This is a genomic window from Streptomyces hebeiensis (assembly GCF_052983195.1).
The window spans coordinates 3,775,011-3,798,767 of the sequence record NZ_CM129812.1; the positions used below are offsets into that span (position 1 = coordinate 3,775,011).

Genomic DNA, 23,757 nt, shown 5'->3' on the forward strand with positions numbered 1-23,757 from the left:
TCACCAACGGCCCGTGGACCAAGCCTCGTTGTCACCGAGCGGCGAGCGGACACGTCACCTCTTGAAGCTCTCCCACCCCTCCAAGGGCCCGGAGCTCCCGGCCCGCAGCAGCAACGGACCGGTCTCGCCGTCCCCGTTCCCACTTTTCGCGGTAGCCGCGAACTCCGTCATCGCCGTATGGCGCTCCGCCTCCCGCCCACGCCCGCGCATGTCGTCCCCGTCCCGGCCCGACGTCCCGCGCGGAGTCCCCGGCCGCTCACGCGGCGTCTCGCACACGGCGGGTTCGCCGGTCGCGTCAGCGGCGCAGGACGTCTGCACGGTCCGTCCCCGTGGTCCCATCAGGCTCAGAACGGCGCGCAGTTCACCGCCCGTGGCGTTGCGGTAGTAGACGCGCGCCCAGGTCTCGCGCCCGTCGGTCAGGACACAGGTCTGCGCCTCGATCCCGTCCGGAGAAGCGATTTCGGGCCCGCAGCGCTCGGCCGTGGGCACCACGGCGTCGACGGCCTCCCGGACGGCCACCGCGGTGTCGACGGGCTCGTCCCCCTCAATTCCGGACACTGACGACGCGATTACGGCGTGGGAGCCGGCTCCGGGCTCGATTCCGGTTCTCGCGCCGACGCCGGCGCCCGCCCCCGTGGCGGCCCCCAATCCGGCACCGCCACCGGGGAGGGGCCCGGCAGTGGCCGCGAGCGGCAGCAGCGCGGTGCACACCACCGCGGCGACGAGCCCGGAGACGCGGAGATTCATGGTGGTCCCACCTGCCGCTGGGTACGAAGGGAACATGCGAGGGAAGAAAACAAGGAGAAGCGGTGCAAAGCGAGACAAAGGATGCACAGGAAGCTGCGGGGAGCAGCGGGGAGCAGCACTGCCAGGAGCCGACGATATCGGCGCCGACGTCCCCACCGAGTCGGCGCGCGCCCGATTCCCGTACAACTCGGGCCGCCTCGTACCCGTACGAGTGACAAGGCCACGAAGGCTACGGAGCCCGCGCCGGCACGAGGTGCGCGAGATGCCCTCGGGGCTGCTCCGCCCGGCCCGCGTACGGGCCGGGCGGCGCCCCCGTACGGGCCGCCAAGCGCTTCGCGCTCAGTAGGCGAGCCTGCTGCCACCGTCCGGCGCGCTGTTGCTCGCCTCCACGAGCGCGTCCACGACCGCCTCGACATCCGGCAGCCAGGGCGCCGCCGAGCCGGGCAGCGGCGCCCGCTCCCACCGGACCTGTCCGCCGGCCGCCTCGGACGGCGGCAGGACGAGATAGCCGCCCTCACCGTGGAACCGGAGCGAACTGGGCACCCACGCCTTCGCGTAGAGCAGCTCACCGAGCCGTTCCAGCGTGTACGGGGCCACCAGTAGCGACCAACGGGTGGGGGTCGCGACGACCGGCCCCAGTCGCATGCCCATCCGGTCGAGCTCGGCCAGCGCGCGGGCGCCGGCGACGGCCGGGAGGCTCACCGCGCAGGGGGCGCTGCCGCCGGTGGCCAGGATGATCGGTGCCGTGGGGCGGTTGCCCCACCACCAGCGCAGCATGCGCTCGTCGGTGGTCGCCGCGAGCAGCCCCGGATCGAAGGGGTGCGCACCGGGAACGACGCATTCGGGGTCGGGGCAGGCACAGCCCCGACCCCGGGTCCCGCGTCCACCGGCCGATGTGAGACCGGCGCCCGGGAGGACCGGCCATCTCCACTCGGTGGCGCAGGTGAGTGCCGCGTCGAGCTGAGCGGCCCTCTCCTTGCGCCGGAGCCGGATCCTGCGTCGCCTTCCGAGGATCTCGCGCATATGCGCTCGTTCCTTTCCGTTGAACGCCGAGTCCACATGACGTTTCACTGAACACCGCACCGAACACTGACATCACGCGTGCATCGCTTCACCGTGCGTACATCACTCCGCCGTGCGCACTTCCTGTCCGGCGCGAGGCCCGATCCGGCGTGGCACCGGATCCGGCACGGCCGGGTCCAACTCTCGGGCGCCGGCCCGACCGGCTCCCGGGCTCAAGCCCGACGCCGGGAGCCGGTTCCGACACGCGGTGGTCCGCGGACCGGCCCCGAGGGACCGGACCGTGCCGCTCCGCGCGCTGAGCGGACCTCGGCCGGTCCCGCCCCTCGCGACGGTACGGACGGTCCCTTCGGCCGCGGCGCATGGAGCCTGCTCCGGGCCCGGCACGACCACCTGGCACGGCCCCGGGCCCGAAGCCCGACTGCCGAGCGCGTACCGGCGATCGCGGTCGGTCCGAACGCGATCCGTCTTCGTACTTCGTGCGAACCCGGGGCGAGGGTGGTGGTGCACGCGTGGCACCTCTGTCCCGCTGTCCCGCTGTGCTTTTCTCGCCAGTCCGGGGATGGGTGCGACCCGCGACGGCCGTGAGCTACGGCAATTAAGACGCCCGGGCCCGCCGCCAGGTTCCGGGGCGGTCCCAACTGTCCCTGTCCGTCACCGTTTACGTACCCATCATGTGCGGAATGACGCTCCGCCCGGGCTGTACTGCAAATCGACCCCGGAGGGCCCCTGTTGAGCCACCACAGTCGACCGCAAAACCTGATCGTGGGGGTCATTTTTCGGCCAACTTCAGCGTCTCACAGAAACCCGCCGTTCCACTAGGACAACGCTGGACATTGCCGCAGTTGTGCGTGTACATGTGGACGCATTGATAGCTGCGCAGAACGACATGGGGGTTTGCAATGCTATTGAGCGAATTGTTCCGGTCGAGAGACCGACTGCCATGAGCGCCTCACACCTGCCGAAAGTGGCCGGAATCAATGCCTCTTCTCGCTCCCCTGCCCGAGCCGCCGCGCCCCTGGACCACCTTCCGGCCGCTCCGGGTGTCGTGATCCAGGACCGGCTCGCCGGCTGGGTCTCCGACCTGACCACGCTCCACGAGCTGACCGAGCGCCTGGCGACGACCAGTTCGCTGAACGAAGCGCTCGACGAGCTGCTGCGCGCCGGCGCCGCCCTCGCCGGGGCCCGCCGCGGCCTGGTCGTATGCGAACCGGCCGACGGTCTGGGGCCCGTGACCACCCTGGGGCTGGGGCTCGGTCCGGCGGATCTCGGCCAGCTGGAGACGGTGCCGCGCCGCGTCAGTACGTACGGCCGGCTCCTCGACGGGTCGGCGGGGACCGGTGGCGAGGCCGTCGCGGCCGCCGATCTGCTCGGAGACTCGGCACTGGACCCGCGCCAGCGAGAGGTCGCGGTACGGCTCGGATACGGCGCGAGCTATGCCGTACCGCTCGACGCGGCCGGGCCCGTCCCCGCCGACGGCGGCCCGGCGGCCGGTGGCAGCCTCACGCGCGACGGCAGCCTCAAGGGCGGCACCGCCCGTTCCCCGGGCGTGGTGTCGGGGCGGCTCGGCGCGGCCGTATGGCTGTACGACGAACCGGCCGAGCCCGGCGAACGCCGGCGCCATCTGATCGGCCTCTACTCCCGGTACGCGAGCGCCCATCTCGCCCGGCTGCTGGAGCTGGAGCGGGCGCGGACCCACTCGGCCACGCTCACCGGGGAGCTGCTGCCCGGCCGGCTGCCCCGGATGCCGGGCGTCCGGCTCGCCGCACGCCATCGGACCGGGCGCCACGGCGGCGGCGACTGGTACGACGCGCTGCCGCTGCCCGGTGCCGCGCTGGGCCTCGCTGTCGGTTCGGTCAGCGGCTCGGGCCCGGGCGTCGTGGCCGCGATGGGCCGGCTGCGCGCCTCCCTGCGGGCCTACGCCGTGATGGAGGGCGAGGACCCCGTAGCCGTACTCTCCGACCTCGAACTGCTGCTGCGGCTGACCGAGCCGGCCCGGAACGCCACCGCCCTCTTCGCGTACGCCGAGCCCGGCCAGTCCAAGATCGTGCTGGCCGGGGCCGGGCACGCGCCGCCGCTGGTGGTCGGGGAGCGGCGTGCCGAGTTCGTCGAGACGACCCTGTCCGCGCCGCTCGGAATGCTCACCTGCTGGGAGGCGCCGAGCGTGGAACTGTGGCCCGCGGCGGGAGAAACGGTGCTGCTCTACACGGACGGGCTGCTCCGGTGCACCGGCGACTCGACGGACCGGGCGTTCGGCCGGCTGCGCGAGGCGGCGGCCCGCGTGCCGGCTTCGGCCAGGCACGACCCCGGCGAGGTCGCCGACCACGTACTGCGGTCCGTACTGCCGCGGGGGTGGGACGCCCCGGGGCAGCAGCCGGACGGCCCGGCGCACGCGGACGACATCGTGCTGCTCGCGGCCCGGTTCGGTACGCCCTGACGGATTCGACACCTGCGTCCTGGGCACGCCCTTCTCGTCGCACATACGATGGAAAGACCGGCCGGCGGCCCAGCGGGCCGGTGGCCCGGAAGTCGTAGCCCACGAGGAGAAGCAGTGGCTGATGAGCTCATCCCGGAGCCCCCGGACACCCCGGCGGCCCCGGACACGGAGACTCAGGAAACAGCGGCGGAACCGATCAAGACGAGGAAAAACGGTTTGTACCCCGGAGTGTCCGACGAGCTCGCACAGAACATGAAGTCCGGCTGGGCCGACACCGAGCTGCACGGCTTGGCGCCGATCCCGCAGGCGGCCGAGACCGCCGCGCGCCGGGCCGCGCTCTCCGCGCGCTTCCCCGGTGAGCGCCTGGTGATCCCCGCGGGCAATCTGAAGACGCGCTCCAATGACACGGAGTACCCGTTCCGTGCCTCGACGGAGTACGTGTACCTGACCGGTGACCAGACCCAGGACGGCGTCCTCGTACTGGAACCGAAAACCGGGGGGCACGAGGCGACGATCCATCTGCTGCCGCGCTCCGACCGGGAGAACGGCGAGTTCTGGCTCAGCGGCCAGGGCGAGTTGTGGGTCGGGCGCCGGCACTCCCTCGCCGAGGCCGAACAGCTGCTGGGCCTGCCCGCCAAGGACGTACGGAAGCTCCCCGCCGCCCTCAAGGAGGCCACGGGCCCGGTCCGCGTCGTACGGGGGCACGACGCCGGCATCGAGGCCGCGCTGACCGACAAGGTCACCGCCGAGCGCGACGAGGAACTGCGCGTCCACCTGTCCGAGGCCCGCGCCGTGAAGGACGCCTTCGAGGTCGGGGAGCTCCAGAAGGCCGTGGACTCCACGGTGCGCGGCTTCGAGGACGTCGTGAAGGTGCTCGACAAGGCGGAGGCGACCAGCGAGCGCTACATCGAGGGAACGTTCTTCCTGCGCGCCCGCGTCGAGGGCAACGACATCGGTTACGGCTCGATCTGCGCGGCGGGGCCGCACGCCACCACCCTGCACTGGGTGCGCAACGACGGCGACGTGCGCTCCGGCGACCTGCTGCTGCTCGACGCCGGAGTGGAGACGCACACCCTCTACACCGCCGACGTCACGCGCACGCTGCCGGTCAACGGCCACTACAGCGAGCTGCAGCGGAAGATCTACGACGCGGTGTACGAGGCGCAGGAGGCCGGTATCGCGGCGGTGAAGCCCGGCGCGAAGTACCGCGACTTCCACGACGCGGCCCAGCGGGTCCTCGCCGAGAAGCTCGTCGAGTGGGGGCTGCTGGAGGGGCCGGTCGAGAAGGTCCTGGCGCTCGGGCTCCAGCGCCGCTGGACCCTGCACGGCACGGGCCACATGCTGGGCCTGGACGTCCATGACTGCGCGGCGGCCCGCAGGGAGGCGTACGTGGACGGGACGCTGGAGCCCGGCATGTGCCTGACGGTCGAGCCGGGTCTCTACTTCCAGGCCGATGATCTGACCGTTCCGGAGGAGTACCGGGGGATCGGCGTCCGGATCGAGGACGACATCCTGGTCACGGAGGACGGGAACAGGAACCTGTCGGCGGGGCTGCCGCGCCGGTCCGACGAGGTCGAGGCGTGGATGGCCACGCTCATGCGGAGCTGAGGCGGGAGTGAGCCGAAGCTGAGGCGGGGCTGAGGCGGTAGACCGAGGAGGGCGCTCCGCTCCCCGCTCACATGGCTCTGAGCAGGGCGTCCTCCCGCCACTTGAGAATCTTGTCAAAGCTGACCACCGCGCCGTGGCCCGGCCGGTTACGGAAGTGGACGTGGTCGGCGAGCTGCTCGATCAGCCGTAGTCCCCGGCCGTTCTCGGCGGTCGGGGCGGGCTCGGGAAGCGTGGGGCGGAGCACGCGCCGGGCGGGGAAGCCGGGTCCCGTGTCGGCGACCTCGATACGGCATCGTTCGCCGTCCAGATAGGCGGTCACGCGGTACCCACCGGTCACTACACCCGCCGGTCCATCGGGCATCTCATCCGACGAGTCGATCGTTCCCGACGAATCGACGATCGCTGTCGTGACCGCGGGAGCGCCGTTTCCCGAACCTCCGGTGGCTCCCGCTCCCGCGGTCGCGGCGGTTGCCACCGCGCCCCCTCCGCCGTGCTCGACGGCGTTCGCACAGGCCTCGGTGAGCGCCACCGAGAGGTCGAAGGAGACGTCCGGGTCGACTCCGGCGGTGTCCATGGCGCCGAGCAGAAGGCGCCGGGCGAGCGGAACGCTCGCGGCTTCCCTCCGCAAGTGGAGTGACCACCAGATGCTCATGCTCCAGCCTCCTGGGCCCGGCTCGACATACCGATACGTATTGCCCCCCGCCCCCGGGTGTAAGCACGCGATTAACGTGACGCCCCTCATTCGGCGGACGCGTGTACGACGCGGAGCGGTGTATAGGGGCACGTCAATACGGGTGCGGTCCGGAGCGGCCCGGCCGGAGCGGACGAGCGGCCTCCGGAACGGAGCGGGACCGGCGGGCCCCTCCGGTGCGGTCCCTCTCCTGAGAGCCCCTTCCGGGGCTGTCCCGTCCGGGTCCTCGACCGTCCCGTCCGGAACCTTCGGAAGCGATCCCGTTCCGGACAGAGCATGACCTTCCGGACCTGCCCTACGGGGCCGTGGGCCGCAGTGCGATGATGAGCCCGCCATGTCCGAGCCTGTCGACGTACGCGCTGGAGCCGCTCCGCGGCTGCTGAGGGCCGCGGTGTTCACCGCGGTCTGTGTCGTGCTGTCGGCTCTGGGGCATGTGGTGGCGGCCTGTGCCCCCGTTCCCGGCTGGAGCCTGGTACTGGGTTTCCTCGGGATGTTCGTGCTCGTCGCTCCACTCGCCGGACGACCGCGGTCGACGGCGACGGTCGTCGCCGCGTTGACCGCCGGGCAACTGGCCCTGCATACGGTGTTCGGGCTGGGCCAACGGCACCTCACCATCCCTCGCGGCAGTGATGACGCGCTGATCAGGACGGCCGCGAAGCTGCTCTGCGGAGGCGGTTCCACCTCGCTCAGCACGGCCGACGCGGCCCGGATCGTCGCCGACGCGGGGATCAGCCCGGCCACCGTGCGAGCGGGGGCGGCGGCGGGCAGTGGGGCCGATCAGGCCCACCAAGCGCACCAGCACCTGCTCTCCGCCTCCTCCGCCTCGGGTGCTCTCGCCCCGGACGGGCTGCTGCCCTCGCTCCCCATGGTGCTCGCGCACCTGCTGGCCGCACTGGCGACCGGCTGGCTGCTGCGCCGGGGGGACCTCGCGCTGCTGCGGCTCGCCCAGCTCTCCGTGCCCGGTATCGGTGAGGTCACCGACGGTGCGCCGCTGCGCGCCCTGCGGGCCGCCCTCTCCCTCGTACGAGCGTTGGGCGCCGGGCTGCCCGGGGTGCCCGCGCCTGGGGCTCGGGCCGCGTACACCCCGTGCGCCACCCCGCCGACACCGTCCGGTGAGGCGCTCCAGCACACCGTGATCAGGCGCGGCCCCCCGGGCGCGCACACGCTGTCTCTCGCAGCCTGACGCGACCCGCCCCGCACGGACGTACGGGGACTCCATGTCGCGCTGCCGTCGCGCAACCGCGCCACGGCGGGTCTTGGGGCCCGTCCCGGCCCCTGGCCGTTCGTACTGATCACTTTTCTCCTCACACCGTGGAGTGTGCTGTGTTCTCGTCGTCGACCTCGTTTTCCGCGTCGCGCTCGTCGCGCTCGTCGCGTCCGTCGCGTCCGTCGCGTCCGTCCAGAAACGTCGTCCGTCTCTGCGTCGCCGGGGGTGGCGCCGCGACCGCCCTGCTGCTGGCGGGCCCCGCTGCCGCACACGTCAGCGTCCAACCGCAGGGCGAGGCCGCCAAGGGCGGGTTCGCCACGGTCAGCTTCAAGGTCCCCAACGAGCGCGACGACGCCTCCACCACCAAGGTCGAGGTCAACTTCCCGACCGACCATCCACTGGCGTCCGTCCTGCCACAGCCCGTGCCCGGCTGGAAGATCGACGTCACCAAGAGCAAGCTCGCCAAGCCGCTCACGTCGCACGGCAACACCATCAAGGAAGCCGTCTCCAAGGTCACCTGGACAGCGAACGGCACAGGAGAGGACAAGGGCATCCCGTCCGGGCAGTTCCAGCAGTTCCCGCTGTCGATCGGGCAGCTCCCCGAGGACGCGGACCAGCTGGTGTTCAAGGCCCTCCAGACGTACTCCGACAACGAGGTCGTCCGCTGGATCGAGGAGCCCAAGGAGGGCGCCGACGAGCCGGAGAGCCCCGCGCCCGTCCTGAAGCTCAGCGCGGCCACCGCCGACGAGCACGGCGGTTCCGCCGACGGGACCGCGTCGGCCCAGGACGGCTCCGGGGCGGGCGACTCCGGCAGCGCCGACACGAAGAGCGAGAACGCCTCGGGCTCCGACGGCGACACCACCGCCCGGGTGCTCGGCATCGTCGGCATCGTGGTCGGTGTCGCGGGAGTGGCCTTCGGCGTCCTGGCGGGCCGCCGCCGTACCTCCTGACGCGCCACCAGGCACCTCGCACCAGGGGCGCGCGGAGCAGTTGGTCCCGGCCCCGCGCCCCTCGTGCCCGTACTCGACAACCAGGACATACCCCCATGCACAAGAAGACCCTGATGGCCGCCGCCGCTTTCGCCGTGTCGGCCGCCCTCACCCTGACCGCTTGTGGCGGTGGCGACAGCTCCGGCTCGGCGGACAAGCCGGTGGCCGACATCGCCACCCAGGGCACGACCAAAGCGGCGACCGTGCTCGACAGGCCCTTCACGAAGCCGAATCTCGTCCTCAAGGACACCCGGGGCAAGACCTTCGACCTCCGCGAGGAGACCAAGGGCAAGCCGACCCTGATCTACTTCGGCTACACCAACTGCCCGGACGTCTGCCCGCTGACGATGAGCAACATCGCGATCGCCAGGAAGTCCCTCCCCAAGGCCGACCAGGACAAGCTCCAGGTCGTCTTCGTCACCACCGACCCCGAACGGGACACCTCCGCGGAACTCGCCAAGTGGCTGCCCAGCGCGGGCGACAAGTCCTTCATCGGACTCACCGGTGACTTCCCCACCATCCAGGCGGGCGCGCGTCAGCTCGGCATCGGCATCGACCCGCCCCGGAAGGAGAAGGACGGCACCGTCGTCTCGATGCACGGCGCCCAGGTCATCGCCTTCTCGCCGAAGACCGACGACGGATACGTCCTGTACGGCGAGGACACCTCACCCGACGACTACGCCAAGGACCTGCCCAAGCTCATCAAGGGCGAGAACCCGTGAACCGCCGCACCTCTCTCGCACTCGCCGCGGCCGGCCTCACCGCCACGCTGACGCTGGCCGGTTGCTCCTCCGATCCCACCCCCCGTTCATCGAGTCCGTCTCCCTCCGACGGCTCGTCCGCCTCCCCCGGCAGCGAGCCACAGCTGACGGCGGCGGACGGCTACGTTCCGAAACCGGTCGGCGACCTCGCCGCGGGCTTCCTCGTCATCAGCAACAGCGGTGGCACGGCCGACAAGCTCACCTCCGTCACCAGCGATCTCTCCGACGACGTCACCATCCACAAGACGGAGAACCAGAAGATGACGAAGGTGACGTCCTTCGACATCCCCGCCGGCGGCGAGCTGAACCTCGAACGCGGCGGAAACCACATCATGTTCATGAGTCTCAAACGACAGCCCGAGGAAGGACAGAAAGTCCGCGTCGAGCTCCACTTCGAGAAGACCGCCCCCATGAAGGTCGATCTCCCCGTGAAGCCGATCAACTACAACCCGGCCCGGCACTAGGGCCTTGGCCTTTCGTCCGGCTCGGGCCGGCTCAGTGAGCGGTGCCCGCATCTGCCCGCGGGCAGATGCGGGCACCTCCCCCGGCCGTCGAGGCGCGGCGGCGGGACTCATGAGCCAGGACCGATCCGAACGAGAGGCACCGGCCCGGTACCCAGGGAATCCACCGAGGGACTGACACACCATGACAGCCATCGCCCCGCGCTCGGGAACCGCGTCGCTGACGCGGCTGCTGCTCGTCGCCACGGTGCTGTTCGGCACCGTCTTCACCGCACTCTCCGGCACGGCGTCCGCACATGCCGCGCTGACCGGGAGCACTCCCGCCGACGGGGCGGTGGTGGCCACCGCGCCCCAGGACATCACCCTCACCTTCTCCGAACAGGTCGCCATGGGCGACGACTCGATCCGGGTCCTCGATCCGGACAGCAAGCGGGTCGACGCCGCGAAGATCCGTGACCTGAGCGACGGTGCGACCGTCCGGTACGCCGTCGGCCTGCGCTCCGGGCTGTCCGACGGCACCTACACCGTCGCCTGGCGCGCCGTCTCGGCCGACAGCCATCCCGTCTCCGGCGCCTTCACCTTCTCCATCGGCGCTCCGTCGAAGACAGCCGCGCCCGTGCCCACCGAGCAGGCGGGCGGTGGTCTCGTCGGCGCTCTCTACGACATCGCGCGCTACGTCTCGTACGCGGGCTTCGTCCTCCTTGCCGGCGGTGCCGCCTTCGTCCTCGGCTGCTGGCGGCGCGGCGCGTCCGTACGGCCCCTGCAACGGCTGGTCGTCCAGGGCTGGCTGGCTCTCACCGGTGGCACGCTCGTCCTGCTCCTGCTGCGCAACCCCTACACCAACTCGGGGAAGCTGGGCGACGCCTTCGACCTCGCGGGCCTCCAGGACGTCCTGACCACCAAGACGGGTGCGGCGCTCGTCTCGCGGCTGCTGCTCCTCGGCGCCGCCGCGCTGTTCGTCGCCGTCCTGTTCGGCGCGTACGCCAAGCGAGAAGAATCCCAGGACGAGTCGGAACGCAAGGAGGCGGGCGACCTCACCCTCGGACTGGCCCTGGGCGGCACGGTCGTCGCGGCCGGTATCGCGGGCACCTGGGCGCTCGCCGAGCACGCTTCGACCGGCCTCCAGCCCGCTCTCGCCATGCCGGTGGACGTCCTGCACCTGCTGGCGGTGGCGGCCTGGCTGGGCGGGCTGACCGCACTGCTCGTCTCGCTCTACCGGGCGCCCTCCATCGAGGCCGCGGCGGTGCGGCGTTTCTCCCGCGTCGCCTTCATCAGCGTGGTCGTGCTCGCCGTGACCGGGCTCTACCAGTCCTGGCGTCAGGTCGGGTCCTGGTCGGCGCTCTGGAATACGTCATACGGACAGCTCCTGTTGGTCAAGGTCGCACTCGTGGCTCTCCTGGTCGGGATCGCCTGGTTCTCACGGCGCTTGACGGGGCGGCTCGGGGAGCCGTCGGCGAAGGCGGAGGACGGGGCCGCGGAGGACGAAGGGCGGGAAACCGGAGCCGGGAAGGAGACCGGACCCGAGACCACCGCCACTACCGCCGCCACCACCACCGCCACCGTCGTCACTGACAGTGATAGAGCTACCCAGCTCGCCCGCCAGGAAGCCGCGTTGGCGTCCGCACGCCAGAAGCGCATGCGTGATGCCGACCCCGGCCGTACCGGACTGCGTCGTTCCGTACTGGCCGAAGCCGGCGTCGCGGTCGTGCTCCTCGCCGTCACGACCGGTCTGACCGGCACCGAGCCGGGTCGTACCGCCGAGCGCGAGGCGGCCGGCGCGGCGGACGGCGGCACGGCCGCCGTGGCGAACCAGGGTCCCCTCGACGTACGCCTCCCCTTCGACACCGGCGGGCCGAACGGCAAGGGCACCATCCGGCTCACTCTCGACCCGGCCACCTCCGGCCCCAACGTGATGAAGGTGCTCACCGACGGTCCCGACGGGAAGCCGCTGGACACCCCCGAGGTCAGGGTCGCCTTCACCCTCACCGCCAAGAAGATCGGTCCGCTGCCGATCGTTCCGGAACGGGCCGCCCCGGGGCGCTGGACCGCGGACCCCGTTCTGCTCCCGATGCCCGGTGACTGGCGGCTCCAGGTGACCGTACGGACCTCCGACATCGACCAGACCACCGTCGAGAAGAACGTGAAGATCGGCTGATCCCGTGAGCAAGACCAGACAGGAACACGACGACCGACCCGGCGTCCGCACCACTCGTCCGGCCGAGGAGGGGACGGACTCCGCACGCACACCCTCCACCGGCATCTCGCGGCGGCGGCTGCTCGGCACCGCGGGTGTCGCGGGCGCCACCGGCCTGGCGCTCGGCACGGCGGGCGGAGCGGCGGGGTACGCGGCGACACGGCCGGAGGAAGCGACCGCGCTGACCACCGTCGGCACGAACGCGGTCCCCTTCCACGGCACGCACCAGCCCGGCATCACCACCCCGGCCCACGCCCGGGGGCACCTGATCGCCTTCGACCTGGTCCCGGGCGCGCGGCGCAAGGAAGCCGCGGCGCTGCTGCGCCGCTGGTCGGCGACCGCACGGGCCTTGATGGCCGGCGAACCGGCCACGGGCGGCGGCCACGACACCGGCGTCGCGCTGGACGCCGGCCCCTCATCCCTGACGGTGACCTTCGGCTTCGGCCGCACCTTCTTCGACCGGACCGGGCTGGGCGAGCAGCGCCCCGCGGCACTGGACCCGCTTCCCCCTTTCTCCTCCGACCACCTCGACCCCGGCCGCAGCGACGGCGATCTCTGGGTCCAGATCGGCTCCGACGACGCGCTCGTCGCCTTCCACGCCCTGCGCGCCCTCCAGAAGGAGGCGGGCACGATCGCTCGGGTGCGCTGGCAGATGAACGGCTTCAACCGTTCTCCCGGCGCGGCCGCCCATCCCATCACCAGCCGCAACCTCATGGGGCAGATCGACGGCACCAAGAACCCCAAACCGTCGGAGCCGGACTTCGCCCGGAAGATCTTCGTCCCCGTTCCACCGGCGGCCGGCACCCCCGCCTGGATGGCGGGTGGCTCCTATGCCGTCGTACGGCGGATCCGCATGCTGCTGGACGACTGGGAGAAGCTCTCGCTCCACAAGCAGGAGCTGGTCATCGGGCGACGCAAGTCGGACGGCGCCCCCCTCACGGGCGGTACGGAGACGACGGAACCGGACCTGGACAAGCGGGGGCCCGACGGCAACCTCGTCATCCCCTCCAACGCGCACGCGAGGATCTCGGCTCCCGAGGCGAACGCCGGGGCCGCCATGCTGCGCCGTCCCTTCTCCTTCCATGACGGCATCGGCGCGGACGGCACACCGGACGCCGGGCTGCTCTTCATCTGCTGGCAGGCCGACCCGCTCAGGGGATTCGTACCCGTACAGCGCAAGCTCGACCGCGGCGACGCGCTTTCGGCGTTCATACGCCACGAGGCGAGCGGGCTGTTCGCGGTGCCCGGCGGTGCGGCGGAAGGGGAGTACGTGGGCCAGCGGCTGCTGGAGTCGTGACGCGGGCGGCCCGGGTCCCGGGCCGCCGCCCGAGTGCCCGAGTCGGGGCCCAACAGGGTGCCCGGGCCGCCGCCCGACTGTCCTGACCTGCGGGTTCGCGAGGGCCGCGCGAGAGGCGGCTCAGCCCATTAGGGTGACCGTATGTCGGCCACGCGCTACACCTACCTCGGCCCCGAGGGCACCTTCACGGAAGCCGCCCTCCGTTCGCTCCCCGAAGCCGCCACGCGGGAACTCGTCCCGATGGTCTCCGTGCCGGCGGCGCTCGACGCCGTACGGAACGGGGAGGCGGCGGCCGCCCTCGTACCGATCGAGAACTCGGTGGAGGGCGGAGTCACCGCGACGCTCGACGAACTGGCCTCCGGCGAGCCGCTGACGATCTACCGCGAGGTGCTGCTGCCGATCGCGTTCGCCCTGCTCGTGCGGCCGGGCACGCGGCTGGCCGACGTGAAGACGGTGACCGGCCACCCCGTCGCCCAGCCGCAGGTGCGCAACTGGCTGCGCACCCATCTGCCGCACGCCCTGTGGGAGTCCGCCGCGTCGAACGCGGACGGGGCGCGGCTGGTGCAGGAGGGCCGGTTCGACGCGGCGTTCGCGGGCGAGTTCGCGGCGGCGACGTACGGTCTCGAACCCCTGGTCACGGAGATCCACGACGCCGAGAACGCGGAGACGCGCTTCGTCCTGGTGGGCCGGCCGGCCCGCCCCGCGGCCCCGACGGGCGCGGACAAGACGTCCGTGGTCATCTGGCTGGGCGAGGACCAACCGGGCGCGCTGCTCGAACTGCTCCAGGAGTTCGCCGTGCGCGGCGTCAACCTGATGCTGATCCAGTCGCGGCCGACCGGCGCCGGCATCGGCAACTACTGCTTCGCCGTGGACGCCGAGGGCCACATCTCGGACCGGCGGGTGGGCGAGGCCCTGATGGGCCTGAAGCGGATCTGTCCCAAGGTGCGGTTCCTCGGTTCGTACCCGCGTGCGGGCATGTCGGCGGCGGATGTACCGGCGCTGCGCGCGGGTACGTCGGACGCGGACTTCATCGAGGCTGCCGACTGGCTGTCGCGCAGCCAGGACGGACGCGTCTGAGCGAACCGATCGGCGGCAGGCAGGCCGGCGGCAGGCGGCCGACGGGGCAGCGGCCTGCCGGAGCAGAGGGTGGGGCCCGCCCTGTGGATGTACCGCAGAGTTATCCACAGGAGGGCCCTGGAAGCTGGGGACAAGTCGATAACAGGGGACGGTGAAATCGACAAATCCCCTCGCTCGCCTCACCTCCTCCCCGGCGAGAGCTCCCACCTCACGTCAGCCGAAGACGCTCGGCCAACTCGTCAGAGCGAGTAATTCCCACCCGAATGAGTGCGCATTGACGGCTTGAGAGAAGAATCATCCGATTCGCGCGCGCCGCGAAAACGATCAATTCAGTGATCCACAGATATCCCACACAGCCTGTGGATAACTTCGCCTCCCCTGTGCATTTCTGTGGACAAGACACGGGGCCCTGGCCCCCCAAGTCCCCCCGCCCGCAGGGGCGGTGAGTCAACGACCAAGCATGGAAATGCCTCGTTACGGGGAATGGAGACTATTTTGTTGACGAACGGCGGCCGACGAGCACGAAACTTCCCGACGAGTTTCTCAATTACGGCATTTCGGGCAACGGGGCGCGCCCGTCGATATCGAGTGGGGGCCTGTCGGATCGCACCGGTAGCCTGGTGGGGTGATTGACCTTCGCCTTCTCCGTGAGGACCCCGACCGTGTCCGCGCCTCCCAGCGTGCCCGTGGAGAGGACGTCGGGCTCGTCGACGCCCTGCTCTCCGCCGACGAGCGGCGCAGGTCGTCCGGCGTCCGGTTCGACGAGCTGCGTTCCGAGCAGAAGTCGCTCGGCAAGCTGATCCCCAAGGCCTCCCCGGAGGAGAAGGCGGAACTGCTCAGCAAGGCGGAGCAGCTGAAGGCCGACGTCAGGGCCGCCGACGCCGAGCAGCACGAGGCCGACGAGGAGACCAGGCGACTGCTCCTCCAGCTCGGCAACCTCGTGCACGGCGACGTACCGGTGGGCGGCGAGGAGGACTTCGCCGTCCTGGAGACGCACGGCGTCATCCGCGACTTCGCGGCCGAGGGCTTCGAGCCCAAGGACCATCTGGAGCTGGGCGAGGCCCTGCGCGCCATCGACGTGGAGCGCGGCGCGAAGGTGTCCGGTTCGCGCTTCTACTACCTGACGGGGATCGGCGCGCTGCTGGAGCTCGCCCTCGTCAACGCGGCGATGGCGCAGGCCACCGAGGCCGGCTTCGTCCCCATGCTCACGCCGGCTCTCGTGCGCCCGCAGGCCATGGAGGGCACCGGGTTCCTCGGCCAGGCCGCGGAGAACGTGTACCACCTGGAGAAGGACGGCTACTACCTCGTCGGCACCTCGGAGGTGCCGCTCGCCGCGTACCACATGGACGAGATCATCGAGGCCGACAAGCTGCCCCTGCGGTACGCGGGCTTCTCGCCCTGTTTCCGCCGCGAGGCCGGTACGTACGGCAAGGACACCCGGGGCATCTTCCGGGTCCACCAGTTCGACAAGGTCGAGATGTTCTCGTACGTCGACCCGGCGGACGCGGAGGCCGAGCACCGGCGGCTGCTGGAGTGGGAGAAGCAGTGGCTGACCAGCCTGGGGCTGCCTTTCCGGGTGATCGACGTGGCGACCGGCGACCTGGGGGCTTCGGCCTCGCGGAAGTTCGACTGCGAGGCGTGGATCCCGACCCAGGGCAAGTACCGCGAGCTGACGTCCGCGTCCAACTGTGACGGCTTCCAGGCCCGCCGGCTCTCCATCCGGATGCGGGACGGCAAGCAGGTCAGGCCGCTGGCGACGCTGAACGGCACGCTGTGCGCCGTACCGCGCACGATCGTGGCCCTCCTGGAGAACCACCAGCGGGCCGACGGCTCGGTGGTGGTGCCCGAGGTGCTCCGCCCGTACCTGGGCGGCCGTGAGGTGCTGGAGCCGGGCGCCGCGTGAACACGGACCCCGCCGCCGCGCCGCCGGCGCCCTCGTTTCCGTACCGGCTCGTCGCGACCGACCTCGACGGCACGCTGCTGCGTGACGACCACACGGTCTCCGCGCGCACCCGCGACGCCCTCGCCGCCGCCACCGCGGCGGGCGCGGTCCATATCGTCGTCACCGGCCGGGGCGTGCTCTGGACCCGGCACATCCTGGACGATCTGGGCTACGGCGGCATCGCGGTGTGCGGGCAGGGTGCGCAGGTGTACCACGCCGGCGAGCGGCGGCTGCTGACGTCGGTGACGCTGGACCGGCAGCTGGCGGCGCTGGCGGTCGCCAAGATCGAGGCCGAGGTCGGCCCGCTCGCACTCGCCGTCAGCCGGGACGGACTGGACGGCGAGGTGCTGGTCACCTCCAACTACCGGCTGCTGGAGAAGCAGCTGCCGACGGTGGCCGTCCGCGAGCCGGCGGAGCTGTGGTCGGCGCCGCTGAACAAGGTCTACATCCAGCATCCCGAACTGGGCGACGACGAACTGGCGGAAGCGGCCCGGGCGACGGTCGGCTCCCTGGTGAACGTGGTGATGGCCGGGGCCGGGGTGGTGGAGATCCTTCCGCTCGGACTGAGCAAGGCCACGGGGCTCTCGCTGGCCGCGCGGCGGCTGGGGGTGAAGGCGGCTGACACGATCGCCTTCGGCGACATGCCGAACGACATACCGATGTTCGGCTGGGCGCGGCACGGCGTGGCGATGGCGAACGCGCACGAGGAGCTGAGGGCCGTGGCCGACGAGGTCACGGCCTCGAACGAGGACGACGGCATCGCGGTGGTGCTGGAGAAGCTGCTGGCCCGCTGAAAGCTCGGGGAGGGGCGGCCCGCGCTGACGCGCGCTCGAAGCGGCCGCCCCTGGACGGTGCGCCGGCGGCTGCGCGGAGTGGTTGACGGCCACTCCGGTGCCTGCGGCGACGCTGTCCTGCTGGGAGCCCGTAGGCGCGGCCGTACCGGCCGCCGCCGAAGCTCCACCCCCGGTCCATGGTGTTCCGTGACACCACCACTGTGCCGGGAGCACGGGTGCCGCGCCACCGAATATCGGTACCTGAATCCGGCGTGCCCACGCCGGCCCGGCCACGCGCCGCACGCGACGCGAGGAGGGCACGGGACTGCCGCGGGCCCGCCGGAACGGATCAGCGGCGCTTGCGGTTCCGGCGCAAGTCCCTCAGCTGGTGGGCGACGTCATCCACCCTGGCGTCCACCCGCTTGATGTCGTCGGACATCTCGCACAGCCGGTTGCCGATGGCCGCGACCACCCGGTTGGTGGCGTCGAGCCGCCGGTCCAGGCTGTCGAGCCGGCAGGACATCCGGTGCAGGACCGGCCCCAGCTCCATGAGCGCGACGCCCACCCCGCCGAGGTGGTTCTCCACACGCGTCACGCGCCGGTCCAGGTCCGCGTAGCCCTCGCGGAACTCGCCGCGGAGTTCGCTGCGGAGTTCGCTCTCGGCGTCCAGCAGGTACGTGCGGACCGAACGCGCGATGTCGCTGTCACGCAGGAGCATCGCGATGTTGAGGACTGTTCGACGGGTGTAGAGCGTGAGGCTCGAGCGCCTCTGTGGATAACTTCCAACGCTCGCAGATGAGAGTGACAAGCTGTCACTCTGATATTCGCGCAGGTCAGAGCCGCGCAACACGCGCATCCCATTCAGAGACAGCTCTGAGCGATGCCTGGCTGTCAACTGCCTGATGACGCCTGTGGATACTTCGAAGTAGCGGGCCACGTCCTCTGAACGGACGTGGATGCCGTCGGGGAGCATGACGAGCGCCTTGACCTTGTCGAGGGCGTCGACCCGCCCCATGACACTGTCCCGCATCGAGCGCGATTCGAGCAGAGCACCTTCCGGTGGCATGAATCTGCCTTTCCTGTGTGAAGCCGACGATGAAACGGCCCTCTCCCCGGGCTTCAGGGGCGGAGGTCGGCTCACGGTGTCTGCTCACTCCATGACCGGTGGTGCGGCTCGATGGCCCGGCACCGGCAATCCTCAGCTTCACGAACGCTCGACGTAACGAAATCCAGTTGCCTCCACGCGACAGGAACAACGAGCCGATAAACGTACAGTTACGCGGCATGCCGACGGCAACCCCCGCCCGATGGGCAGGGGTTGCCGTACAGCGGACTCCAAGAGAGCGCGAGCACAAGCCCGTTACGTCCCGCCCTCACTCCTCGCCCGCGAGCGTCAGCGTCCTGAGCTTCTGTCCCGCGTACCAGGTCGCGACCACCGTGACACCCACCAGCAGGCTGATGGCCAGGGTCAGTCCGACGTCCGACGTGACCATGGATCCGTCACCGACCTTCTGGGCGACCGCCAGAGCCCACTGCTGAACGCTGAGCGTCCGCGCCCCCGCCACCAGGCTGCCGAAGAGGGTTTCCCAGACCAGCGCGTAGACCAGGCCTATGACCACCGCGTGCCGGCTGACCGTACCGAGCAGCAGGAACAGCGCGCTGTACGCGATGGACGCGACCAGCGCGGCAACGGTGTAGGAGATCGCGAGCTGCCGGCCGTTTCCGTTCAGGATGAAACCGGCGACGAAGGTGGGGAGCGCCGAGAACATCATGGTCACGGAGATCGCCACGATCAGCTTCGTCATGATGATGGTCGGCCGTTTCACCGGCTTCGACAGCAGATAGACGATCGAACCGTCGTCGATCTCGGGGCCGATGGCTCCGGTCCCCGCGATCACTCCGATCAGCGGCACCATCGTCGCGAGCGCGAAACCGCCCAGCACGTCCGCGGCGATCTGGTCGTCCGCGCCGTTCAGGACCCGGACGGCCGTCGCGAGAAGGATCAGCAGTCCGGGCAGGACGAAGAGCAGCGCGGCCCGGCGCCTGCCGAGCAGGGCCCGGTAGGTGAGCCGGGCGACTGTGGGGTTGTACATGACGGCACAGCTCCTTTCAGGCCGCTCAGGCCGCTACGAGGTACGAGAAGACCGATTCGAGTGACTCGTCCGAGGGCGAGACCGTGAACAGCCGGATGGAGTGCTCACGCGCGACGCGCGGCAGCAGCTCGGTGAACCGGCCGAAGTCCACCGCCTGGACGCGCAGGGCCCCCTCCGCCACATCGACCTCGATACCGGCCGTCGACGGGTCGGCGATCAGCGCGGCGGCGAGGGCGCGATCGTCGCTGGAGCGTACGAGGTAGCGGTGCGGCCGGTCGGTCATCAGGCGGCGGATCTTGCGGAAGTCACCGGACGCGGCGTGGCGGCCGGCGACGATCACCTCGATGTGCGAGGCCAGTTGCTCGACCTCCTCCAGGATGTGCGAGGAGAACAGGACCGTGCGGCCCGTGGCGCCCATACGCCGCAGCAGATCCATCAACTGCATGCGCTGGCGCGGGTCCATGCCGTTGAACGGCTCGTCCAGCAGCAGTACGGACGGGTCGTGGACCAGCGCGGACGCCATCTTGACGCGCTGGCGCATGCCCTTGCTGTACGTACCGATCTTGCGGTCCTGCGCGTACTCCATCTCGACCGTGGCGAGCGCCGTGCGGGCCGCCTTCGCGCCGAGGCCGTGGAGTTCGGCGTTGGCGACGACGAACTCGAGCCCGGTGAGGAAGTCGTACATCGCCTCCCGCTCCGGCACGATGCCGATCTGGCGGTAGACGGACTCGTTGCGCCAGATCCGCTGCCCGTCGAGGGTGACGGAGCCGGTGGAAGGGGCGAGGAAGCCGCCCATCATGTTGATGAGGGTCGACTTGCCGGCACCGTTGGGGCCCAGCAGGCCGGTGACTCCCGGGCCGATCGACATGGTGACGTCATTGACCGCCACCACGTTGCCGAACCAGCGCGACGTGTGCTCGATGTTGAGGGTGGTCACAGCCCGACCTTCCGGTAACGGCGCATGAGGACGGCGTACGAGCCGAGGACCAGCGCGAGGACGACCAGCAGATAGACGACGCCCGCACCGGCCGAGGGGCCCAGTTCGCCCGGGAAGGACGAGGACGCCCCCAGGAAGGCGGTCTGTACGCCGTCGATGAGCGTGATCGGCGAGAAGAGGCCGATCCACTTGACGGCCGCGGGGGAGCCGGATCCCCAGGCGATGGCCTGGAGGGTGGAGACGGCCCCGTACGAGATGGTCAGCGTGGCGATGACGCCGGCGACGCCGAAACCACGGCGCGGGGTGAGGGCGGCCAGGACGAGGCCGATCCCGCCGAAGAGGACGGAGAGGAGCGCCACGGAGACCAGCCCCTGCCCGAAGCCCTTGGTCTGCTCGGCGAAGTCCATCTCGGCCAGCAGAGAGCCGACGTAGAGGATCACGAGCGGTACCCCGGTCAGCAGGAAGAGGGCCGAGGCCATCGCGCCGTACTTCGCGAGGACGTAGTCGACGCGCTCGATCGGGCGGGAGAAATACAGCGGTACGGTCTTGAAGCGCAGGTCGCGGGAGACGGACTGCGGCGCCTGCGCGGCCAGATAGAGACCGATGACGGCCTGGGTGAAAATCGCGTAGCGCGTGTAGTCGAGGGGCAGGTCCTTCAGGTCGGTCGCGACCGCGACGGCGACGATGATCGCCGCGGGCAGGCACATCACCGCGAAGAGGATCATCGGCAGGACCTTGGACTTGCCCGAGCGGCCGAGACCGTAGGAGCCTCGCAGGGACTGCGTGTAGAGGGAGCGGCGGGCGTAGGCGCGGCCGAGGCGCGCTCCGTCGTAACCGCGGTATCCGATGTTGTGGATCCGGGTGTCACCGCGCGGCCCGGCGCCTGTGGCCGGCCCGGCAGCGCCCGCGGGCGTGTCAGTGCCGATGGCGGCGGGGCCGGCGGGCCCACCGTGTCCGGGGCTCGTCCTGTCAGTGCTCATTCCGGGCGCCTCCCTTCCGAGGTGCGTGCTGCGCCTGCGCGGTGGTTCCGGCCCCCACGGCTCCAGGTGCCGCGGATCCCGAGGGTCCTGTGGCTCCCGCTGCCCCCGCGGCCTCCTGCGGGCGGAAGACCTCCGCGATGTGGTGGCGCCGCTGTTCCATCCGTACGAGACCGAGGCCCAGGCCCGCGACGGTGTCGCGGACGACGTCGTACGTCTCGTCCCCCGTCGCCTCGATCAGCAGGATGTGGCCCGCGCCCGGCAGCCCCTCCTCCGTACCCGCGTGCGGGGTGATCCCCGCCGCGGTGAGGGCGTCGACCAGGGCGCGCGTGCCGTCGGGCGTCGCGTCCGTGTCGGTGACCTCGACCGCGAGGGTCGTGGTGGTCTGCGTGAAATCACTGGTGGAACTGGAGCGCAGAAGCGTTCCGCCGTCGATGACGACGACGTGGTCACAGGTGCGTTCCAGCTCGCCCAGCAGGTGCGAGGTGACCAGGACGGAGATACCGAAGTCCGTGTAGACCCTGCGGATCAGGCCCAGCATCTCGTCGCGCCCGACGGGGTCGAGGCCGTTGGTCGGTTCGTCGAGGAACACCAGTTGGGGATCGTGGACCAGCGCCTGTGCGAGCTTGACGCGCTGCTTCATACCGGTCGAGTAGCCCCCGATGGGGCGGTAACGCTCCTCGTAGAGACCGACGTGCCGCAGCGTGTCGGCGGTCCGCTCGCGAGCCGCGGTCGGCGGGAGTCCGGACATGCGCGCCATGTGGACGACCAGTTCGGTGGCCGACACGTCCGGCGGCAGACAGTCATGCTCGGGCATGTACCCAACCCGCTCACGGATGGCACCACCGCTGGTGGCGACATCGAGTCCGAGCACCGAAGCCCGGCCTTCCGTGGCGGGGGACAGACCCAGCAGGATCTTGATCATGGTGGACTTGCCGGCTCCGTTGGCACCCACCAGACCGGTCACTCCCGGTCCGATGTCGAGGGAGAGCCGGTCAAGCGCGGTCACCCGGGGGAACCGCTTGCTCAGGCCTTCTGTCGCGATCACAGTCACGGTTCGACGGTAGTGGCGCGGGACACAACGAGCGTCAGACCAGGCGGCTGGATCCGTGTCAGACTCCAGGCGTACGGACCCGTAGGGGCGTCCGCCCGACCGCCGACCGCCCGACCCGCCGGGTCCCCTCGCGCTGGCCGAAAATCGTTGGCGCGGGGGGCATGACGTGCGAAGAGATGTGCAAGAGGGTGTCGAAAAAGGCCACCCCACCCCACAGACAAAAGGGACCCAGGCCCCATAACCCACAAAAAGTCGCGACCGCTGTCCACAGAATCGCCAAATAGCCTGTGGATAAACAGCTTTGACTGTGGACTAAACCTGTGGGCACCCGTTGCTGACCAATTGGCCGATGACAGCCCGGCCGAACCCGCCCACACGCTCACCACGACCGAGGTGGGAAGCTCCGTCCACGAAGCCCTGGTAAGGGAGTGGACGTAAGCCGCGGAGGTAGGCTCGGCGTCATGAGTCCGCGCCTGAGCACCGTGATCCTCCCGGTCGACCGCTGGCACGAGGGGGGTCGCGCGAAGTGGCGGCGAGCCGAGGAACTCGGCTTCCACACCGCGTACACCTACGACCACCTGACCTGGCGGTCCTTCCGCGAGGGCCCCTGGTTCGGCGCCCTGCCCACCCTCACAGCCGCCGCCACGGCGACCGACCGGCTCCGCTTGGGCACCCTTGTCACGTCGCCGAATTTCAGGCACCCCGTGACACTGGCCAAAGAGCTGATCTCGCTCGACGACATCTCGGGCGGCCGGATCACCCTCGGCGTCGGAGCGGGCGGCAACGGCTTCGACGCCACCGCGCTCGGCCAGGAGGCGTGGACGCCGCGGGAGCGGGCCGACCGGTTCGCCGAGTTCGTGCCCCTGCTGGACCGGCTGCTCACCGAGGGCGCGGTCACTCACCGTGGCACCCATTACTCCGCTGACGAGGCCAGGAACATCCCCGGCTGCGTGCAGCGCCCCCGGGTGCCCTTCGCCGTCGCCGCGACCGGACCGCGCGGTCTGCGGCTGGCAGCGCGGCACGGGCAGGCCTGGGTGACGACGGGTGACCCGAGCCTGTACGAGGAGGGCACTCCGGAGCAGTCGATCGAGGCGCTGCGCGGCCAGATCGGGAAGCTCGACAAGGCCTGCACGGACATCGGCCGGGACGTCGCAGAGATGGACAAGATCCTGCTGACCGGCTTCACCCCTGAGCGGAGCGGCCTGCTGGAGTCGGTGGACGCGTTCGTCGACTTCGCCGGCCGCCATCAGGAGATCGGCTTCACCGAGATCGTGCTCCACTGGCCGATCCCGGACTCCGACTTCGCCGCCGACCAGTCCGTCTTCGAGTCGATCGCCGCCGAGGCCGCCGCCCAACTCGGCTGAACGGCGGATATCGCGCTCAGCGTCTCGGACGGTACCGGGGCAACGGGTCGTGCCTGGGCTCGATCATGATCCGGCGGCCGGCCCGGAGACCCGGGGGAGGCACCTGTGTCCGGCCCGTACGCACTGCT

General features: G+C 70.7%; 20 protein-coding genes. 12 read left to right on the top strand and 8 right to left on the bottom strand.

The window, feature by feature from the left end; genetic code table 11:
- Nucleotides 1-54 precede the first annotated feature (54 nt).
- Both ACU6P3_RS16460 and ACU6P3_RS16465 read right to left on the bottom strand, forming a co-directional pair.
- Nucleotides 55-747, bottom strand: coding sequence for a hypothetical protein (locus tag ACU6P3_RS16460; RefSeq protein ID WP_447192993.1), 693 nt, complete (start codon nucleotides 745-747; stop codon nucleotides 55-57).
- A gap of 339 nt (nucleotides 748-1,086) precedes the next feature.
- Nucleotides 1,087-1,770, bottom strand: a complete 684-nt coding sequence (locus tag ACU6P3_RS16465) for a bifunctional DNA primase/polymerase (RefSeq protein WP_030744592.1) — start codon at nucleotides 1,768-1,770, stop codon at nucleotides 1,087-1,089.
- A gap of 886 nt (nucleotides 1,771-2,656) precedes the next feature.
- Between ACU6P3_RS16465 and ACU6P3_RS16470 the strand changes: the two genes are divergently transcribed.
- Nucleotides 2,657-4,204: a PP2C family protein-serine/threonine phosphatase gene (locus ACU6P3_RS16470; RefSeq protein ID WP_447192994.1), complete on the top strand. Its 1,548-nt coding sequence runs from the start codon at nucleotides 2,657-2,659 to the stop codon at nucleotides 4,202-4,204.
- A gap of 114 nt (nucleotides 4,205-4,318) precedes the next feature.
- Nucleotides 4,319-5,812: an aminopeptidase P family protein gene (locus tag ACU6P3_RS16475; protein ID WP_447192995.1), complete on the top strand. Its 1,494-nt coding sequence runs from the start codon at nucleotides 4,319-4,321 to the stop codon at nucleotides 5,810-5,812.
- Nucleotides 5,813-5,879: 67 nt separating this feature from the next.
- Here the strand turns inward: ACU6P3_RS16475 and ACU6P3_RS16480 are convergent, their stop codons facing one another.
- Nucleotides 5,880-6,464, bottom strand: coding sequence for an ATP-binding protein (locus ACU6P3_RS16480; protein ID WP_447192996.1), 585 nt, complete (start codon nucleotides 6,462-6,464; stop codon nucleotides 5,880-5,882).
- A gap of 373 nt (nucleotides 6,465-6,837) precedes the next feature.
- Between ACU6P3_RS16480 and ACU6P3_RS16485 the strand changes: the two genes are divergently transcribed.
- From ACU6P3_RS16485 to ACU6P3_RS16525, 9 genes are all read left to right on the top strand, one after another.
- Entirely contained in the window at nucleotides 6,838-7,686 is an 849-nt protein-coding gene (locus ACU6P3_RS16485; RefSeq protein WP_447192997.1) for a hypothetical protein, read from the top strand.
- 266 nt (nucleotides 7,687-7,952) lie between these two features.
- Nucleotides 7,953-8,660 carry a YcnI family copper-binding membrane protein gene (locus ACU6P3_RS16490; protein WP_447197917.1) on the top strand — a complete coding sequence of 236 codons (708 nt, stop codon included), beginning with the start codon at nucleotides 7,953-7,955 and terminating at the stop codon, nucleotides 8,658-8,660.
- A gap of 95 nt (nucleotides 8,661-8,755) precedes the next feature.
- Nucleotides 8,756-9,421: an SCO family protein gene (locus tag ACU6P3_RS16495; protein ID WP_344268938.1), complete on the top strand. Its 666-nt coding sequence runs from the start codon at nucleotides 8,756-8,758 to the stop codon at nucleotides 9,419-9,421.
- Nucleotides 9,418-9,924 carry a copper chaperone PCu(A)C gene (locus tag ACU6P3_RS16500; protein WP_447192998.1) on the top strand — a complete coding sequence of 169 codons (507 nt, stop codon included), beginning with the start codon at nucleotides 9,418-9,420 and terminating at the stop codon, nucleotides 9,922-9,924. The genes ACU6P3_RS16495 and ACU6P3_RS16500 overlap by 4 nt, the downstream gene beginning before the upstream one ends.
- 181 nt (nucleotides 9,925-10,105) lie before the next feature.
- A complete protein-coding gene (locus ACU6P3_RS16505) occupies nucleotides 10,106-12,076 on the top strand; it encodes a copper resistance protein CopC (protein ID WP_447192999.1) in 1,971 nt (656 codons plus the stop codon).
- Nucleotides 12,077-12,080: 4 nt separating this feature from the next.
- Nucleotides 12,081-13,412 (top strand): iron uptake transporter deferrochelatase/peroxidase subunit, encoded by a 1,332-nt coding sequence (gene efeB / locus ACU6P3_RS16510; RefSeq protein ID WP_447193000.1) that lies wholly within the window; start codon nucleotides 12,081-12,083, stop codon nucleotides 13,410-13,412.
- A 141-nt stretch (nucleotides 13,413-13,553) separates the two neighbouring features.
- A complete protein-coding gene (pheA, locus tag ACU6P3_RS16515; RefSeq protein WP_447193001.1) occupies nucleotides 13,554-14,489 on the top strand; it encodes a prephenate dehydratase in 936 nt (311 codons plus the stop codon).
- Between the two features lie 625 nt (nucleotides 14,490-15,114).
- The gene (gene serS, locus ACU6P3_RS16520; protein ID WP_447193002.1) at nucleotides 15,115-16,392 is read left to right on the top strand and encodes a serine--tRNA ligase; all 1,278 of its coding nucleotides are present in this window, start codon (nucleotides 15,115-15,117) and stop codon (nucleotides 16,390-16,392) included.
- Nucleotides 16,389-17,225, top strand: a complete 837-nt coding sequence (locus ACU6P3_RS16525) for an HAD family hydrolase (protein ID WP_447193003.1) — start codon at nucleotides 16,389-16,391, stop codon at nucleotides 17,223-17,225. Before serS ends, ACU6P3_RS16525 begins: the two co-directional genes overlap by 4 nt.
- A 328-nt stretch (nucleotides 17,226-17,553) precedes the next feature.
- On the opposite strand, the gene ACU6P3_RS16530 is transcribed toward ACU6P3_RS16525, so the two are convergent.
- The 5 genes from ACU6P3_RS16530 to ACU6P3_RS16550 all read right to left on the bottom strand — a co-directional run bounded on the left by ACU6P3_RS16530 (nucleotide 17,554) and on the right by ACU6P3_RS16550 (nucleotide 22,259).
- Nucleotides 17,554-18,270, bottom strand: a complete 717-nt coding sequence (locus ACU6P3_RS16530) for a hypothetical protein (protein WP_447193004.1) — start codon at nucleotides 18,268-18,270, stop codon at nucleotides 17,554-17,556.
- A gap of 307 nt (nucleotides 18,271-18,577) precedes the next feature.
- Nucleotides 18,578-19,297 (bottom strand): ABC transporter permease, encoded by a 720-nt coding sequence (locus tag ACU6P3_RS16535; RefSeq protein ID WP_447193005.1) that lies wholly within the window; start codon nucleotides 19,295-19,297, stop codon nucleotides 18,578-18,580.
- Between the two features lie 25 nt (nucleotides 19,298-19,322).
- Complete coding sequence (locus ACU6P3_RS16540) at nucleotides 19,323-20,234, bottom strand: ABC transporter ATP-binding protein (RefSeq protein WP_030744561.1); 912 nt, start codon at nucleotides 20,232-20,234, stop codon at nucleotides 19,323-19,325.
- Nucleotides 20,231-21,214 (bottom strand): ABC transporter permease, encoded by a 984-nt coding sequence (locus tag ACU6P3_RS16545; protein WP_447193006.1) that lies wholly within the window; start codon nucleotides 21,212-21,214, stop codon nucleotides 20,231-20,233. Before ACU6P3_RS16545 ends, ACU6P3_RS16540 begins: the two co-directional genes overlap by 4 nt.
- The gene (locus ACU6P3_RS16550; protein WP_447197918.1) at nucleotides 21,204-22,259 is read right to left on the bottom strand and encodes an ABC transporter ATP-binding protein; all 1,056 of its coding nucleotides are present in this window, start codon (nucleotides 22,257-22,259) and stop codon (nucleotides 21,204-21,206) included. The genes ACU6P3_RS16545 and ACU6P3_RS16550 overlap by 11 nt, the downstream gene beginning before the upstream one ends.
- Before the next feature lie 467 nt (nucleotides 22,260-22,726).
- Between ACU6P3_RS16550 and ACU6P3_RS16555 the strand changes: the two genes are divergently transcribed.
- The gene (locus ACU6P3_RS16555; RefSeq protein WP_447193007.1) at nucleotides 22,727-23,629 is read left to right on the top strand and encodes an LLM class flavin-dependent oxidoreductase; all 903 of its coding nucleotides are present in this window, start codon (nucleotides 22,727-22,729) and stop codon (nucleotides 23,627-23,629) included.
- Nucleotides 23,630-23,757 lie beyond the last annotated feature (128 nt).

What these genes read in the sequence shown, in the direction of transcription:
- ACU6P3_RS16460 (WP_447192993.1), bottom strand. Translation starts at nt 747, where the DNA reads ATGAATCTCCGCGTCTCCGGGCTCGTCGCCGCGGTGGTGTGCACCGCG.
- ACU6P3_RS16465 (WP_030744592.1), bottom strand. Translation starts at nt 1,770, where the DNA reads ATGCGCGAGATCCTCGGAAGGCGACGCAGGATCCGGCTCCGGCGCAAG.
- ACU6P3_RS16470 (WP_447192994.1), top strand. Translation starts at nt 2,657, where the DNA reads ATGGGGGTTTGCAATGCTATTGAGCGAATTGTTCCGGTCGAGAGACCG.
- ACU6P3_RS16480 (WP_447192996.1), bottom strand. Translation starts at nt 6,464, where the DNA reads ATGAGCATCTGGTGGTCACTCCACTTGCGGAGGGAAGCCGCGAGCGTT.
- ACU6P3_RS16485 (WP_447192997.1), top strand. Translation starts at nt 6,838, where the DNA reads ATGTCCGAGCCTGTCGACGTACGCGCTGGAGCCGCTCCGCGGCTGCTG.
- ACU6P3_RS16495 (WP_344268938.1), top strand. Translation starts at nt 8,756, where the DNA reads ATGCACAAGAAGACCCTGATGGCCGCCGCCGCTTTCGCCGTGTCGGCC.
- ACU6P3_RS16505 (WP_447192999.1), top strand. Translation starts at nt 10,106, where the DNA reads ATGACAGCCATCGCCCCGCGCTCGGGAACCGCGTCGCTGACGCGGCTG.
- pheA (WP_447193001.1), top strand. Translation starts at nt 13,554, where the DNA reads ATGTCGGCCACGCGCTACACCTACCTCGGCCCCGAGGGCACCTTCACG.
- ACU6P3_RS16530 (WP_447193004.1), bottom strand. Translation starts at nt 18,270, where the DNA reads ATGCCACCGGAAGGTGCTCTGCTCGAATCGCGCTCGATGCGGGACAGT.
- ACU6P3_RS16535 (WP_447193005.1), bottom strand. Translation starts at nt 19,297, where the DNA reads ATGTACAACCCCACAGTCGCCCGGCTCACCTACCGGGCCCTGCTCGGC.
- ACU6P3_RS16545 (WP_447193006.1), bottom strand. Translation starts at nt 21,214, where the DNA reads ATGAGCACTGACAGGACGAGCCCCGGACACGGTGGGCCCGCCGGCCCC.
- ACU6P3_RS16555 (WP_447193007.1), top strand. Translation starts at nt 22,727, where the DNA reads ATGAGTCCGCGCCTGAGCACCGTGATCCTCCCGGTCGACCGCTGGCAC.